At 34.9% G+C, this 16,992-nt stretch carries 14 protein-coding genes and 1 other annotated feature; all 14 genes read left to right on the forward strand.

Going from position 1 to position 16,992, the window contains the following annotated elements:
* Position 1: 1 nt before the first annotated feature.
* Positions 2 to 559 (forward strand): transcription termination/antitermination protein NusG, encoded by a 558-nt coding sequence (gene nusG / locus ACZYT4_RS01075; RefSeq protein ID WP_463781769.1) that lies wholly within the window; start codon positions 2 to 4, stop codon positions 557 to 559.
* Between the two features lie 180 nt (positions 560 to 739).
* The gene (gene rplK, locus ACZYT4_RS01080) at positions 740 to 1,159 is read left to right on the forward strand and encodes a 50S ribosomal protein L11 (RefSeq protein ID WP_087244295.1); all 420 of its coding nucleotides are present in this window, start codon (positions 740 to 742) and stop codon (positions 1,157 to 1,159) included.
* 23 nt (positions 1,160 to 1,182) lie between these two features.
* Positions 1,183 to 1,866 (forward strand): 50S ribosomal protein L1, encoded by a 684-nt coding sequence (gene rplA / locus ACZYT4_RS01085; protein WP_463781770.1) that lies wholly within the window; start codon positions 1,183 to 1,185, stop codon positions 1,864 to 1,866.
* 10 nt (positions 1,867 to 1,876) lie between these two features.
* Positions 1,877 to 1,996 (forward strand) — a sequence feature (ribosomal protein L10 leader region).
* Positions 1,997 to 2,031: 35 nt separating this feature from the next.
* The gene (gene rplJ, locus ACZYT4_RS01090; protein WP_463781772.1) at positions 2,032 to 2,547 is read left to right on the forward strand and encodes a 50S ribosomal protein L10; all 516 of its coding nucleotides are present in this window, start codon (positions 2,032 to 2,034) and stop codon (positions 2,545 to 2,547) included.
* 25 nt (positions 2,548 to 2,572) lie between these two features.
* Positions 2,573 to 2,947 (forward strand): 50S ribosomal protein L7/L12, encoded by a 375-nt coding sequence (gene rplL, locus ACZYT4_RS01095; protein WP_463781773.1) that lies wholly within the window; start codon positions 2,573 to 2,575, stop codon positions 2,945 to 2,947.
* A gap of 57 nt (positions 2,948 to 3,004) precedes the next feature.
* Positions 3,005 to 3,598 (forward strand): class I SAM-dependent methyltransferase, encoded by a 594-nt coding sequence (locus tag ACZYT4_RS01100; protein ID WP_463781774.1) that lies wholly within the window; start codon positions 3,005 to 3,007, stop codon positions 3,596 to 3,598.
* Positions 3,599 to 3,764: 166 nt separating this feature from the next.
* Complete coding sequence (gene rpoB / locus ACZYT4_RS01105; RefSeq protein WP_463781775.1) at positions 3,765 to 7,424, forward strand: DNA-directed RNA polymerase subunit beta; 3,660 nt, start codon at positions 3,765 to 3,767, stop codon at positions 7,422 to 7,424.
* A gap of 13 nt (positions 7,425 to 7,437) precedes the next feature.
* Complete coding sequence (gene rpoC / locus ACZYT4_RS01110; protein WP_463781777.1) at positions 7,438 to 11,133, forward strand: DNA-directed RNA polymerase subunit beta'; 3,696 nt, start codon at positions 7,438 to 7,440, stop codon at positions 11,131 to 11,133.
* Between the two features lie 190 nt (positions 11,134 to 11,323).
* Positions 11,324 to 11,737 carry a 30S ribosomal protein S12 gene (gene rpsL, locus ACZYT4_RS01115; protein WP_087244288.1) on the forward strand — a complete coding sequence of 138 codons (414 nt, stop codon included), beginning with the start codon at positions 11,324 to 11,326 and terminating at the stop codon, positions 11,735 to 11,737.
* A 19-nt stretch (positions 11,738 to 11,756) separates the two neighbouring features.
* A complete protein-coding gene (gene rpsG / locus ACZYT4_RS01120; protein WP_463781778.1) occupies positions 11,757 to 12,227 on the forward strand; it encodes a 30S ribosomal protein S7 in 471 nt (156 codons plus the stop codon).
* Between the two features lie 39 nt (positions 12,228 to 12,266).
* Positions 12,267 to 14,342: an elongation factor G gene (fusA, locus tag ACZYT4_RS01125; RefSeq protein WP_463781779.1), complete on the forward strand. Its 2,076-nt coding sequence runs from the start codon at positions 12,267 to 12,269 to the stop codon at positions 14,340 to 14,342.
* 86 nt (positions 14,343 to 14,428) lie between these two features.
* On the forward strand, positions 14,429 to 15,613 hold the full coding sequence (gene tuf / locus ACZYT4_RS01130; RefSeq protein ID WP_463781780.1) for an elongation factor Tu: 1,185 nt from the start codon (positions 14,429 to 14,431) through the stop codon (positions 15,611 to 15,613).
* 86 nt (positions 15,614 to 15,699) lie between these two features.
* Positions 15,700 to 16,491: a Cof-type HAD-IIB family hydrolase gene (locus ACZYT4_RS01135; protein ID WP_463781781.1), complete on the forward strand. Its 792-nt coding sequence runs from the start codon at positions 15,700 to 15,702 to the stop codon at positions 16,489 to 16,491.
* A gap of 86 nt (positions 16,492 to 16,577) precedes the next feature.
* A complete protein-coding gene (locus ACZYT4_RS01140) occupies positions 16,578 to 16,886 on the forward strand; it encodes a PTS lactose/cellobiose transporter subunit IIA (RefSeq protein ID WP_463781782.1) in 309 nt (102 codons plus the stop codon).
* Positions 16,887 to 16,992: the final 106 nt, after the last annotated feature.

The following is a 16,992-nucleotide window of genomic DNA, read 5'->3' on the forward strand; positions in this document are numbered from 1 at the left end:
TATGTCAGGAATGAATGATGAAGGAAGACGCTGGTATGTTGTCAACACATATTCAGGTCATGAAAATAAAGTTAAAGAAAATTTAGAAAAACGTGTTGAATCAATGGGACTTCAGGATTGCTTATTTAATATAGTGATTCCTGAACATGTAGAAACTGAAATTAAAGATGGTAAAAAAATTAATAAAACAAAGAATATGTTTCCTGGTTACGTTTTAGTGGAAATGATTATGACTGATGAAGCCTGGTATATTGTTCGTAATACTTCAGGTGTTACAGGGTTTATTGGGTCTTCTGGTGGTGGAGCAAAACCATTCCCATTACCTGAAGAGGAAATTAATCCTATTTTAAAACGTATGGGTATCAAAACATCTCAAGTCGAAGTTGATTTTGGTGTTGGAGATGAAGTGAGAGTCATTTCTGGGCCATTTGCTGGAAAACAGGGAAAAGTTGAATCTATTGATTATGAAAAAGAAGAAGCAAGCGTTTTGATTGATTTCTTAGGAAATGAAAATTCTATGGAGATTGGACTTGTCCAGCTAGAAAAAGTAGAATTATAATGAAAAGGCCACTAAGTTGGTCTTTTTTTGTAAAAAAGTTGATATAATCAATAAAAAAACTATTGCAATCCTGATTTGTTTGTGTATAATAAATAAACGACGCAATATGTGTTACTATGCGTGGGAGGATTGACTGTCCTATACCACAGCACGGACAAATTTTTATAGGAGGTGTGTCGCGTGAGTAAGAAAGTCACTAGAGTTATGAAAATTCAATTCCCTGCAGGGGGAGCTAAACCAGGTCCAGCTTTAGCAGGTGCTGGTATTCAAATGCCAAAATTCTGTACAGCTTTTAATGATCAGACAAAAGATCGTATGGGTGAAACTGTACCAGTTGTTTTGACAATTTATGAAGACAAAAGCTTTGACTTCGTATTAAAAACTGCTCCAACTGCTGAAATGATTAAAAAGGCATGTGGAATTAAAAAAGCTGCTTCTGATTCTAAACAAACAGTTGCAACTTTATCAGCTGAAAAATTAAAAGAAATCGCTGAATACAAAATGCCTGATTTAAACGCTAACGATTTAGAAGGAGCAATGAAAATCGTAGCTGGTACTGCTCGTAATATGGGTGTAAAAGTTGAAGGCTTAGATGCTTAATTTAATGAAGAGGAGAATAGAAAATGGCTAAAAGAAGTAAGAAATATCAAGAAGCCGCTGCTCTTATTGAAAAAGGTAAAGCATACCCTATTGATGAAGCAGTTGCTTTAGTAAAGAAAACAAGTAAAGTCAATTTTGATGCAAGTGTAGATGTTGTATTTAAATTAGGATTAGATACAAGACATGCTGATCAGCAATTACGTGGTGCAGTTGTATTACCACATGGAACAGGTAAAACTAAAAAAGTTTTAGTTGTCACTCAAGGAGCTAAGCTTGATGAAGCAAAAGCTGCTGGAGCTGATGTTGTAGGTGGAAAAGAAATCTTAGAAGAAATCCAAAAAGGATGGCTTGATTTCGAAGTTATGATTGCTACACCTGATATGATGGCTGAATTAGGAAAATTAGGACGTATCTTAGGTCCTAAAGGTTTAATGCCTAACCCTAAAACTGGAACTGTAACTATGGATGTTGCTAAAGCAGTTCAAGAAACAAAAGCTGGTAAAGTAACTTACCGTACTGATAAAGATGGTAATGTTCATATGCCAATCGGAAGAGTATCTTTTGATGATGAAAAAATTGCAGAAAACTTCAAAACAGTTTACGACTTATTATTAAGATCTAAACCATCTTCTGCAAAAGGGACTTATATGAAGAATATTGTGATTTCATCAACTATGGGTCCTTCAGTTAAAGTTGCTTCTTTATAGAAGCTATAAAAAAGTCGCAATCAATATACCGTAGACAGCAACGGGGAAACCTTAATGAAGTTGCCGAGGTGATATTGTCAAAGAATTGACAACTCCCTCGACTATGTCTTGGGAGTTTTTCGCGGATATATTGTTGCATATATAAAATCAATAGGAGGTGTAACAATGTCAAAAGAAATCTTAGAAGCAAAACAACAGATTGTTGCTGAAATTAGTGAACAGTTAAAAGCTTCACAATCAACAGTTGTTGTTGAATATCGTGGATTAACAGTGGCTGAAGTTACTGAATTACGTAGAGCTTTAAGAGCTGAAAATGTGGGATTTAAAGTTTATAAAAACACATTGGTTCAAAGAGCTGTTGAACAAGAAGGTATGAACGAATTAGAAGAATACCTTGTTGGTCCAAATGCTTTAGCGTTTGGTAAAGATGATGCAGTGGCTCCTGCAAGAATCTTAGCTGATTTTGCAAAAGACCATGAAGCATTACAAATCAAAGCTGCTTATATCGAAGGTAAATTCTTACCAAAAGAAGAAGTTATGGCAGTAGCAAAATTACCTAATCGTGAAGGTATGTACTCAATGTTACTTGCATGTATGAAAGAACCTGTTGCAAAAGTGGCAAGAGTTATTCAAGCCGTTGCTGATGCAAAAGGTGGAGATGCAGCTGAAGCTGCTGAATAGTTAAAAATGAACGGAGGAAAATAAAATGGCAAAATTAACACATGAAGATATCTTAGCTTATTTAGAAGAAGCTACAATTTTAGAATTAAATGATTTAGTAAAAGCGATCGAAGAAAAATTTGATGTAACTGCTGCTGCTCCTGTAGCTGTTGTTGCTGGTGGAGATGCTGCTGGTGCAGATGCTGCTCCTGCTAACGTAACTGTAACATTAACTGATGTTGGTGCTACTAAAGTTGCAGTTATCAAAGCTGTAAGAGAAATCACTGGATTAGGATTAGTTGATGCTAAAGGATTAGTTGACAAAGTTCCAGCTGAAATTAAGAAAGATATTCCTGCAGAAGAAGGAGCTAAGATTAAAGAACAATTAGAAGCTGCTGGTGCAACTGTAGAAGTTAAATAATTTCTAATTTCAAGATAAAAGCCCTGTTCAGGGCTTTTTTTACTAGGAGAATCAGATATGCCACATTATTATACAAATAATACAGATTTAAAATCAGAAAAAACAAAGATTCCTTTTCAATATCGTGATCATCATCTTGTTTTTGTCAGTGATATTGGTGTTTTTTCAAAAACACGTGTTGACTATGGTTCACGTGTGCTACTGGATAGCATGGATGTTCAAAAAACACAAAAGACATTATTGGATGTGGGATGTGGATATGGAACTTTAGGTTTGTCACTCAAAAAAGAATATCCGTGGTTAAATGTTGAAATGGTTGATGTGAATGAACGAGCTGTTGCTTTAGCTAATGAATCTATTCAATTAAATCATGAAGATCATATTAGAGCTTATAAAAGTGATATTTATCAAGACGTTCATTCTAAGTTTGATATTATTGTTTCCAATCCTCCTATTAGAGCTGGGAAAAAAGTTGTTTTTGAAATTTTAGAAAAAGCTTATGATTATTTAAATGATCATGGTGAATTGATTGTTGTCATTCAAAAGAAACAGGGAGCACCTTCGGCTAAGAAAAAAATGGAGGAAGTTTTTGGAAATTGTGAAATCATCAGACGCGATAAAGGATATTTTATATTGAAATCAGTCAAATAACACTGCTTTTGGAGTTTAAAAAACTTATTTTGAAATTTTTGATTTGGTATTGACTTCAATTAGCCTCTATGCTAGTATAATAAAATGCCTACTCATATATAAAAAGCAGTGTTTTTGCTTGCTTTAAAAAAGGAGATAGAGATAATTGATAAGGAGTGAAGCGGGCTTGGAAAAAAATGTAACTCAGGCAAAAAGTCGTATTAATCGTCGTAATTATTCAAGAATTAGTGGGTCTTTGGAACTACCTAATTTAGTAGAAATCCAGACAAATTCTTATGAATGGTTTAAGAACGAAGGTATTAAAGAAGTTTTTAACGATGTTTATCCTATTAGCAATTTTAACGAAACTCTGACATTAGAGTTTGTTGATTGCCGTTTTGATGAGCCAAAGTATTCAGTAGATGAAGCAAAGGATAGAGATGCAAATTATTCTGCTCCTATTCGTGCAACTTTACGTTTAGTGAATAACGGAACTGGTGAAATCAAAGAAAATGAAGTGTTTATGGGAGATTTTCCATTAATGACAGATGCTGGAACTTTTATCATTAATGGGGCTGAACGTGTTATTGTTTCTCAGTTAGTACGTTCTCCAGGTGCATATTTTGCAGATGCAATGGATAAAAGTGGAAAGACAGTATTTACAGGAAGTATGATTCCTTCAAGAGGAACTTGGCTTGAATTTGAAAATGATGCCAAGGATGTTTTAAATGTGCGTATTGATCGTACACGTAAAATTCCTGGAACTATTTTATTGCGTGCATTGGGATTAAGTAGCGATGAAGATATCATTGAAGTGTTAGGGGATCATGAGTTTATTAGAAATACCTTAGCAAAAGATACAACTCATAATACCGATGAGGCTTTGATTGAGATTTACAATAAATTAAGACCAGGAGAGCCTGCAACGTTAGAGGGAGCTAACACTTTACTGTATACAAGATTTTTTGATGCAAAGAGATATGATCTTGCGCGTGCAGGACGTTTTAAACTTGGAAAAAAATTGAGTTTATTAGATAGAATTACAAACCGTGTTTTAGCTCAGGATGTTATAGATGTTGATGGAAATGTTGTGATGAAAGAAGGAACTTTATTAACGAAGGATAAAGTGGATCTTTTAGCGCCTGTTTTCCAAGCCGGAGCTCACACAGTAGAAATCAAAACAAATGATTTTTTAAGATCACATGGACGTGTACAAGTATTGGAAGTTTATGTTGATGAAACAAAATCAAAAAAGATGAAAGTTGTCGGAACTGATTTATCATTAGATTGTAAATATATTACAATTTCTGATATGATTGCAGCTTATTCATATATGTTGAATCTTGTGGATATCTATAATTCATTAGATTTAGCAAGTGACGATAGAGTCAACTTAATGAGTCGTATTGGTTTATTAGATGATATTGATCATTTAGGAAATAGACGTGTCCGTTCAGTAGGTGAATTGATTCAAAATCAGTTTAGAATTGGTTTATCAAGAATGGAAAGAGTCGTGAAAGAAAGAATGTCATTGTCTGAAATTGATAGTGTCACACCACAGTCACTGACAAATATTCGTCCATTAACTGCCGCTATGAAAGAATTTTTCTCATCATCTCAGCTTTCTCAGTTCATGGATCAGATTAACCCATTAGCCGAATTGACAAATAAACGTCGTTTATCAGCATTAGGACCAGGTGGTTTATCAAGAGACCGTGCTGGATACGAAGTGCGTGACGTCCATGCATCTCACTATGGTCGTATCTGTCCAATCGAAACACCTGAAGGTCCAAATATCGGGTTAATTTCTACACTTGCTTCTTATGCAAAAATAAACAAATATGGATTTATTGAAACACCATATCGTAAAGTCAATCATAGTGTTATTGATGAAAATGATGTGCGTTATTTAACAGCTGATGAAGAAAAGAATTATGTTATTGCGCAAGCTAAAGTACAACAGGATGAAAATGGAAAAATCCTTGATGAACAGGTTATTGCCCGTCATTTAGGTGAAAATATTATGGCCAAACCAGAAGAAGTTGATTTCATTGATATTTCTCCAAAACAGATTGTCTCTGTTGCAACTTCATGTATTCCATTCCTGGAAAACGACGATGCCACTCGTGCCTTGATGGGTGCCAACATGCAACGTCAGGCCGTACCTTTATTAAATCCACATACCCCATTTGTTGGAACTGGTATGGAATATCAGGCTGCTAGAGACTCTGGAGCTGCAGTTGTCGCTAAAAAAGATGGTATTGTCACTTATGTAGATGCTAAGAAAATTATTGTGGAAGAAGATACAGGGCCACATAAATATCGTTTAACAAAATTCGCGATTTCAAATGCGGGAACTTGTATTAATCATAAACCAATTGTGAAAGTTGGAGATAAAGTTGTTAAAGGTGAAATTTTAGCTGATGGTCCTTCTATGGAACAAGGTGAATTAGCCTTAGGACAAAACGTATTGGTTGGTTTCATGACATGGAATGGATATAACTATGAAGATGCCGTTATTATGTCTGAAAGATTAGTCAAAGAAGATGTTTATACATCTATCCATATTGAAGAATATAGTATTGAATGTCGTGATACAAAATTAGGCCCTGAAGAAATTACAAGAGATATTCCAAACGTTGGAGAAGATGCCCGTAAAAACTTAAATAGCGAAGGTATCATTATGATTGGTGCTGAAGTGAAAGAAGGGGATATCTTAGTTGGAAAAGTCACACCTAAGGGACAAGCTGAATTATCTGCTGAAGAAAAACTTTTATTAGCTATCTTTGGTGAAAAATCAAGAGAAGTTAAAGATAATTCATTAAGAGTTCCTCATGGTGGTGCTGGTATTGTTCATGATATTAAAGTTTTCTCTAGAAAAAATGGAGATGAATTACAACCTGGTGTTAATAAAGTAGTCAAAGTTTATATCGTTCAAAAACGTAAGATTTCTGAAGGAGATAAAATGGCAGGACGCCATGGTAACAAAGGGGTTATTTCTAAAATCTTACCAATTGAAGATATGCCACACTTAGAAGATGGAACAATTCTTGATATCATGTTGAATCCATTAGGGGTTCCATCTCGTATGAATATCGGACAGGTATTGGAATTACATTTAGGTTATGCTGCTAGAGAATTAGGATTGTACTTTGCAACACCTGCCTTTGATGGTATTAATTCAAAAGATCTAGAAGATATTATGAAAGAAGCAGGAATGTCAGTAGATGGTAAACAACCTGTTATTTCTGGAAAAACTGGTGAATATTTTGATTCAAATATTTCAGTTGGTGTTATGTACATGATCAAATTAGCTCACATGGTTGATGACAAATTACATGCGAGATCAGTTGGACCATATTCATTAGTCACACAACAGCCTCTTGGTGGTAAGGCTCAAAATGGTGGACAAAGATTTGGTGAAATGGAAGTTTGGGCACTTGAAGCTTATGGTGCTGCATATACATTAAGAGAAATCTTAACTGTGAAGTCTGATGATGTTGTTGGACGTGTCAAAACTTATGAAGCCATTGTCAAAGGACAAAAATTACCTGAACCTGGATTGCCTGAATCATTTAGAGTTTTAACAAAAGAATTACAGGCTTTAGCCTTAGATATTCGTATGTTAGATAAAGATGGTCATGAAATTGACGCAAGAAAGATTGAAGATGAAGAACGTCGTTTCCCAACTTCAATTGATACAACTCCTGAAAAGCCAGAAGTGACTCAAGAAGAAGTAGCTGAGGCAGAAGGTGATTTCTCAGAAGATGAAGAATCATTTGATGATTTGGATTCTGCAATTGATGAACTCTTCACTGATGATGAAGAAGAAAGTAACGAAGAATAGGAGGAAACAATGAATGGCAGATGTCAATAACTTTTCAGCAATCCAAATTGGATTAGCTTCTCCAGAAAAAATTCGTGAATGGTCTTATGGTGAAGTTAAAAAACCTGAAACTATTAATTATCGTTCTCAAAAACCTGAAAAAGATGGTCTATTCTGTGAAAGAATCTTTGGGCCATCTAAGGATTGGGAATGTAGCTGTGGTAAATATAAGAAAGTCAGATATAAAGGCGTAATCTGTGATCGTTGTGGTGTTGAAGTTACAAAATCATCTGTACGTCGTGAACGTATGGGACATATTGAACTTGCGACTCCAGTTGCTCATATCTGGTACTTAAAGGGTATTCCATCAAGAATGGGTCTGATTCTTGATATGTCACCAAAACAACTTGAAGAAATCATTTATTTCGTTTCTTATGTTGTTACTGATAAAGGAAGTACACCTTTAGAATATAAACAAGTTTTATCTGAAAGAGATTATCGTAACTGTTATGAAAAATTTGGTCATCAGTTTGAAGCAAAAACTGGGGCAGAAGCAATTAAAATCTTACTTCAAAAAGTTGATTTAGATGAAGAATTTGAATCAGTGACTAAAGATTTAAAAGAAGCACAAGGACAAAGACGTTCTAAATTGTTGAAGAGACTAGAAGCTATTGAAGCTTTTAGAACTTCACATAATCAGCCTGAATGGATGATTCTAGATGTGCTTCCAGTTATTCCACCTGATTTAAGACCAATGCTTCAATTGGATGGTGGACGTTTTGCGACAAGTGATTTGAATGATTTATATCGTCGTGTCATCACACGTAATAATCGTTTAAAGAAATTATTAGAACTTGGAACACCATCAATCATTGTACAAAATGAAAAACGTATGTTACAGGAAGCAGTTGATGCCTTGATTGATAATGGACGCCGTTCTAAACCAATTACTGGTGCTGGAGGAAGACCATTAAAATCATTAAGCCATACGTTAAAAGGTAAACAAGGACGTTTCCGTCAAAACTTACTTGGAAAACGTGTTGACTATTCAGGACGTTCAGTTATCGCTGTTGGTCCAGACTTAAAAATGTACCAATGTGGAATTCCACGTGAAATGGCTCTAAACTTATTTAAACCATTTGTTATTAGTGGATTAGTCAGAGAGCAGATTGCGACAAATATCAAAGCTGCTGAAAGACTCATTGATAAGATGGATGATGTGATTTGGCCAATCGTTGAAGAAGTCATTAAAGAACATCCAGTCTTATTGAACCGTGCCCCTACATTGCATAGATTAGGGATTCAGGCTTTCGAACCAAAATTGGTTGAAGGACGTGCTATTCGTTTGCACCCATTAGTATGTCCAGCGTTCAACGCTGACTTTGATGGTGACCAGATGGCAGTTCACGTTCCATTAGGAGAAGAAGCTATTCAGGAAGCAAGACAGTTAATGTTAGGTTCTCACAACATCCTTGGTCCAAAAGATGGAAAACCAATCGTTACACCATCTCAGGACATGGTGTTAGGTAACTATTACTTAACATTGGAAGATGAAGGAGCTGTTGGAGAAGGAACTGTATTTGCTGATGTAAATGAAGTTTTAATGGCTTATGATGCAAAGACTGTTCATTTGCATACAAGGGTTGCTATTAGAGGAAAATCTTTAAAGAACAAAACATTTACAGAAGAACAAAACAATAGTTATTTGATTACAAGTGTTGGTAAAATTATTTTCAATCAGATCTTTGATGGAGCTTTCCCATTCATTAATGATTCTAGTAAAGAAAATTTAGATGGAACACCTGATAAATATTTTGTGCCAATGGGAACTGATATTAAGGCACATATTAAAGCTCAACCACTAATTAAGCCTTTAGGTAAAAAAGCTTTAGGAAATATTATCAATGCTATGTTCGATCCAACAAAAATTAGTGATACAACAGCTATGTTGGATAAATTGAAAGATCAAGGATTCTATTATTCTACAATTGCTGGTATTACTGTATCAGTTTATGATATTCAGGTTCCTCAAAGCAAATATGTTTTATTTGATGAAGCTGATGAAAAACTTGAAGTGATTAAGAAATTATATCGTAAAGGAAAAATCACTGATGAAGAAAGACATAATATCGTTATTAAGTTATGGGAATCTGTTAAAGATCAGGTTCAAGCTGTCGTTAAAGATGAGTTCGAAGCTGATGATCGTAACCCAATCTTCATTATGTCTGATTCAGGTGCCCGTGGTAATATTTCTAACTTTACACAGCTTGTTGGTATGCGTGGATTGATGTCAAATCCAAAAGGTGAAACAATTGAGTTGCCTATCAAATCTTCATTTAGAGAAGGTTTAACAGCATCTGAATTCTTCATCTCTACACATGGTGCCCGTAAAGGATCTACCGATACAGCGTTAAAGACAGCCGATTCAGGATACTTAACAAGACGTTTGGTTGACGTTGCGCAAGAAGTCATTGTCACTGAAGATGATTGTGGTACGGATCAGGGATTTGTTGTTACAGAATTATACAATACTTCTGACAACTCTGTTATTGTTCCATTATATGACCGTCTTGTGGGACGTTATTCACAAAAAGATATTTCTCATCCAGAAACAGGAGAAGTTCTTGTGCGCGCTGGTGAAATGATTGATGAACCAATTGCCAAAGCTATCACTGATGCTGGAATTAAAGAAGTAGAAATCAGATCTATTTTCGGATGTAAAGCGAAAAATGGAATCTGTAGAAAATGTTATGGTCGTAACTTAGCGACTGGAGAACAGGTTGAACTTGGTGAAGCTATTGGTATTATGGCAGCACAATCTATCGGTGAACCTGGTACACAGTTAACAATGCGTACATTCCACATGGGTGGAGTTGCTGGTGGAGCAGATATCACTCAGGGGTTACCACGTATTCAAGAGTTATTTGAAGCAAGAAATCCAAAAGCAAAATCTATCATTTCTGAAATTGATGGTGAAGTTTCTAACATCATTGATAACAATGGTAGAGCAGAAGTTGTTGTTTCAAACTTATTAGAAACAAAGAGCTATTTAACACCTTATGGAGCAAAATTAAGAGTTTCTGTTGGTGATGAAGTAGGTATTGGTTCTAAGATTACTGAAGGATCTATTGATCCAAAAGAATTATTAGCTGTTGCTGATGTGAAAGCAGTTGAAAACTATATCTTAAAAGAAGTTCAGAAAGTCTATCGTTTACAAGGTATCGAAATTTCTGATAAACATATCGAAGTTATCATTCATCAGATGTTAAAGAAGATGAGAATTGTTGAAGGTGGAGATACTGGAGCATTACCTGGAACACATATCAATGTTCAGAGATTTACTGAATTAAATAAAGAAGTTCTAAAACAAGGTAAACATCCTGCAGTTGCAAGACCAATTCTTTTAGGAATTACAAAAGCATCACTTGAAACAGAATCATTCTTATCTGCAGCTTCATTCCAGGAAACAACAAAAATCTTAACTGATGCTGCAATCAAAGGAAAAGTGGATGAATTAAGAGGACTTAAAGAAAATGTTATCATTGGTAAGTTAATACCAGCAGGTACAGGTTTAAGAGGACCTTTAAAATCACCTGAAACGATTGCGAGAGAATTAGAAGAAGCACGTAAAGAAAAAGAATTAGAAGAAGCTGAAAAATTAGAAGCTGAAACTTTATCTGAAAGCTTATTAAGCACTGATACTGATGAAGAATTCTTAAGTGCAGAATAAAATAAAAAACAAGATTCTTAAATATTTGAGAATCTTGTTTTTCTTATGTTTATATTTGCAAAAAAAGTGTTGACTTTATGGAATTTGTCATATATAATTGCTTTCGGTACTCAGTGATGAGTGCATTTTATCTCATTGAAAAATGAAACACCCGGAATTGTGTGTTAAGAAGAAAGGAAAGGAGAAAAACATGCCTACAATTAATCAATTAGTCAGAAAAGGACGTAGTGAAAAAACATCTAAATCAAAATCACCTGCGTTAAATAGAGGTTACAACTCATTATTAAAAAAACCAACTAATATTAGTTCACCTCAAAAACGTGGAGTTTGTACTCGTGTTGCCACTATGACACCAAAGAAACCTAACTCGGCTTTACGTAAATATGCCCGTGTTCGTTTATCAAACGGAATGGAAGTTACAGCATATATTCCAGGAATTGGGCACAACTTACAGGAACACAGCGTTGTGTTAATTCGTGGAGGACGTGTTAAGGACTTGCCAGGGGTTCGTTATCATATTATTCGTGGTACTATGGACTGTGCTGGTGTAAAAGATCGTATGCAAGGACGCTCTCGTTATGGAGCTAAAAAACCTAAAAAATAAGAGATAGGAGGAAAAACTGATGTCAAGAAGAGGACGTGTAGCAAAAAGAGATGTACTACCAGATCCAATTTATAACTCTAAGGTAGTAACAAAATTAATTAACAATATTATGCTTGATGGTAAAAAAGGTGTTGCACAAAACATCTTATATGAAGCATTTAAAAAAGTTGAAGCAAAAACTGGAAATCCTGCAATGGAAGTATTTGATCAAGCAATCAACAATATTATGCCTGTACTTGAATTAAAAGTAAGACGTATTGGAGGAGCTAACTATCAGGTACCTGTTGAAGTATCTCCAGAAAGAAGAATGACATTAGGTTTAAGATGGTTAGTTAACTATTCTCGTTTAAGAAACGAAAAAAGTATGATCGATCGTCTAGCTAATGAAATTATTGATGCCTCTAATGGAACAGGTGCTTCTGTGAAAAAGAAAGAAGATACTCATAAGATGGCTGAAGCTAATAAAGCATTTGCACATTTCCGTTGGTAATATTATATTAGATAGAGGAACATTTGAAAGGAGAAAAATATGGCTCGTGAATTTTCGTTAGAAAAAACTCGTAATATAGGAATCATGGCTCATATCGATGCTGGTAAAACAACAACGACTGAACGTGTTCTTTATTACACTGGAAAAATTCATAAAATTGGTGAAACACATGATGGTGCTTCACAAATGGACTGGATGGAACAAGAGCAAGAACGTGGTATCACAATTACATCTGCAGCAACAACTGCACAATGGAAAGGATATCGTGTTAATATTATTGATACTCCAGGCCATGTAGACTTTACTGTTGAAGTAGAACGTTCATTACGTGTACTTGATGGTGCTGTCACTGTATTGGATTCAAAAGCTGGTGTTGAACCACAAACTGAAACTGTTTGGCATCAAGCAACAACTTATGGAGTTCCAAGAATTGTATTTTGTAATAAAATGGATGCAACTGGTGCAGATTTCTTAATGTCTGTAGATTCTATTGGGAAAAGATTAAATGCAAATGCAGTGGCTATCCAATTACCAATTGGAGCTGAAGACACTTTTGAAGGTGTTATTGACTTAATTAAAATGAAAGCTGTTCATTTTGAAGGAGCTAAAGGAGAAAACGTTGTTTATTCTGAAATTCCTGAAAACATGAAAGCTCAGGCAGAAGAATATCGTCAAAAGATGATTGATTCTGCAGCATCATTTGATGATGATTTAATGATGAAGGTCTTAGAAGAAGAACCAGTAACTGAAGAAGAAATTAAAGCTGCTCTTCGTAAAGGAACATTGGCAGTTGAATTATTCCCTGTATTATGTGGTTCTGCTTATAAAGATAAAGGTGTACAGTTAATGTTAGATGCTGTTATTGACTTTTTACCTTCACCAATTGATGTTCCATCAATTAAAGGTGAAGATGAAGATGGTAACGAAATCGAAAGACATCCAAGTGATGATGAACCTTTCTCAGCATTAGCATTTAAGATTATGGCTGACCCATTTGTTGGAAAATTAACTTTCTTCCGTGTATATTCAGGACACATTGCTTCTGGATCATATGTTTTAAACTCTTCTAAAGATAAAAAAGAACGTTTAGGACGTATCTTACAGATGCATGCCAATACACGTAAAGAAATTAGTGAAGTTTATGCTGGAGATATTGCTGCAGCTGTTGGATTTAAAAATACAACAACTGGGGATACTATCTGTGATGAAAAGAATTTCATTATCTTAGAAAAAATGGAATTCCCTGAACCAGTTATCGAATTAGCAATTGAACCAAAAACAAAACAAGACCAAGATAAATTAAGTAATGGTTTAGCAAGATTAGCTGAAGAAGACCCAACATTTAGAGTGACTACAAATCCTGAAACAGGAGACACTATTATTGCTGGGGTTGGAGAATTACACTTAGACGTTATTGTTGATCGTTTAAAGAGAGAATATAAAGTAGAAGCTAATGTTGGTGCACCACAAGTTGCTTATCGTGAAACAATCAGAAAAGCTGCTGACTGTGAAGGTAAATTCGTACGTCAGTCAGGTGGACGTGGACAATACGGACACGTATGGATTAAATTTGAACCTAATGAAGGTAAAGGATTTGAATTCGTTGATGCCGTTGTAGGTGGAACTGTCCCTAGAGAATATATTGGTTCAGTTAAAGCCGGACTTGAAGAAGCATTAGAAAATGGTATGATTGCTGGATATCCAGTATTAGATATTAAAGCAACATTATTTGATGGTTCTTACCATGATGTCGATTCATCAGAAATGGCATACAAGGTTGCTGCAAGTTTAGCTTTAAAAGAAGCTGGTAAAAAATGTGATCCAGTAATTTTGGAACCAATTATGGCTGTAGAAGTCACTGCGCCTTCTGAATACTTAGGAAGCGTTATGGGAGATATTTCTTCAAGACGTGGTATGATTGAAGGACAAGAAGATAGAGGAAACCTTGTTGTTGTACAAGCAAGTGTACCATTATCTGAAATGTTTGGATATGTTACTGACTTAAGATCATTCACACAAGGTCGTGGAAATTATACTATGCAATTCGATCGTTATGAACCAGTTCCTAAATCAATTGCAGAAAATATTATTAAGAAAAATGGTGGAAATAATTAATCCACTAAAAGTATTGCATTTTTAAGATAAATCATTTAGAATGTATATGTAAAAATTTAATGAAATTTATATAGGAGGAAGCTTAAATGGCTAAAGAAAAATTTGACCGCTCTAAAGCGCATGTTAATATTGGAACAATTGGTCACGTTGACCATGGTAAAACAACTTTAACTGCAGCTATTACTACTGTTTTAGCACAAGAAGGAAATGCTAAAGCAATGGATTATGCTGCAATCGATGCTGCACCTGAAGAAAAAGAACGTGGAATTACAATCAACACTGCACACGTTGAATATCAAACAGCAACTCGTCACTATGCACACGTTGACTGTCCAGGTCATGCTGACTACATCAAAAACATGATTACTGGTGCTGCTCAAATGGATGGTGCTATCTTAGTAGTTGCAGCTACTGATGGACCTATGCCACAAACAAGAGAACATATCTTATTATCTCGTCAGGTAGGTGTACCTTACATCATCGTATTCTTAAATAAATGCGATATGGTTGATGACGAAGAATTAATCGAATTAGTTGAAATGGAAGTTCGTGAATTATTAAATGAATATGGATTCCCAGGAGATGACACTCCAATTATCCGTGGATCAGCTTTAAAAGCATTAGAAGGAGATCCAAAATGGGTACCAGCTATTCATGAATTAATGGATGCTGTAGATACTTATATTCCAACTCCAACTCGTGATACTGATAAACCATTCTTAATGCCAGTTGAAGACGTATTTACAATCACTGGACGTGGAACAGTTGCTACAGGACGTGTTGAAAGAGGACAATTAAAATTAAATGACCCAATCGAAATCGTTGGTATTCATGAAACTCAAAATACAGTTGCTACTGGTATCGAAATGTTCCGTAAATTATTAGATTACGCTGAAGCAGGAGATAACGTAGGTGTATTATTAAGAGGTATCAACAGAGATCAAATTCAACGTGGACAAGTATTAGCTAAACCAGGATCAGTACATCCACACAAAAAATTCGTATGCCAAGTTTACGTTTTATCAAAAGATGAAGGTGGACGTCATACACCATTCTTCTCTAACTATAGACCACAATTCTATTTCAGAACTACTGACATCACTGGTGTTATTGAATTACCAGATGGTGTAGAAATGGTTATGCCAGGAGATAACGTAGAATTAACAGTTGAATTAATTCACCCAATCGCAATTGAAAATGGTACTAAATTCTCAATTCGTGAAGGTGGTAGAACTGTTGCTTCTGGAACAGTTACTGAAGTTATTGAATAATTATAAACAAAAGGTATCTTCGTGATACCTTTTTTGTTTACACCTTTTTATAAAAAGGTTATGATGTTAAGGTATGGAGGTGGAATATGAAAAAGTTATTTTTCTTTGATATAGATGGAACACTTATAGAATGTCATCAGGGAATATATCGTATTCCGGATGATGTTCGTCATGGTATGGATCAACTAAAGAAACAAGGGCATGATGTATTTTTGGCTACTGGAAGATGTAAATGCTTTATTGTGGATGGTGTTATGGATTATCCTTTTAGCGGTTATATCACTTGTAATGGAGCTTATGTTGAGTATCAGGGAAAAGAAATTTATAAGAAAGTTGTTCCTGTGGAAGCTATTGAGAAAACACATCAGTTATGTGTTGAAAGAAATCTTGCCTATTATTTTGAAGGTAATGAACATATCTATGTTTTAAATAAACAAAATCCTAGACATCTTGAATTTAAAGAAACATGGGGAATGAAAGATGAAGTGATTATAGATCAATATAATGTACGAGATATTGAGACTTATATTGGGATGATTGTCTTGAATAGTGAAGATGACAGAACAGCTATGTATCAGGCGTTATCTCCTTATTTCCATATTCAGCAGCATCAGGAAGGTTTATCATTTGATTTGACGTTAAAAAATGAATCGAAAGCAAAAGGAATACAGGAATTGGTTCATGGCTTAGGAAGAAGCATGGATGAGACAGTTGCTTTTGGTGATGGACGCAATGATATTGAAATGTTATCAGCTGTTCATCTAGGTATTGCAATGGGAAATGCAGCAGCTGAAACGAAAGCTGTGGCTGACTATATTACGGATAATGTAGAGTGTCATGGAATTATGAAAGCACTTAAACATTTTTTGTTTCTTTAATGTTTATAGTTGAAATTATAGGGTCGATTTGATAAAATAAATATACAGAGTAATTCTGAATTTGTTTGTTAAAGGAGAAATTGAAAATGGATGAACAAGAACAAGTAGTAATTAACCTTATCGTAAACAGTGGTAGTGCTCGTAGCTCTGCTATCGAAGCTATTCAATATGCAAAAGCTGGTGATTTAGATAAGGCTGATGAATCATTACAAAACGCTAAAGAAACAGTAAATGAAGCACATCATGCACAAACTGAGTTAATTCAGGCTGAAATCAGAGGAGAAAAAGCTCCATTAAACTTATTAATGGTACATGCACAGGATCATTTAATGACTGCATTAGTTGTTATTGATTTAGCACAAGAATTTATTGATCTTTATAAAAAAGTTCAATAATTTTGGGATTGTTAAATAGAAAGAAACCTTAATGACAGAGATAGAACTCAGTTGTTAAGGTTTTTTTGTAAAAAAATGGAAAGAAAAAACAGCGATGAAAAGGGCG

The sequence above is a fragment of the Massilimicrobiota sp. mt181 genome, assembly GCF_055420065.1.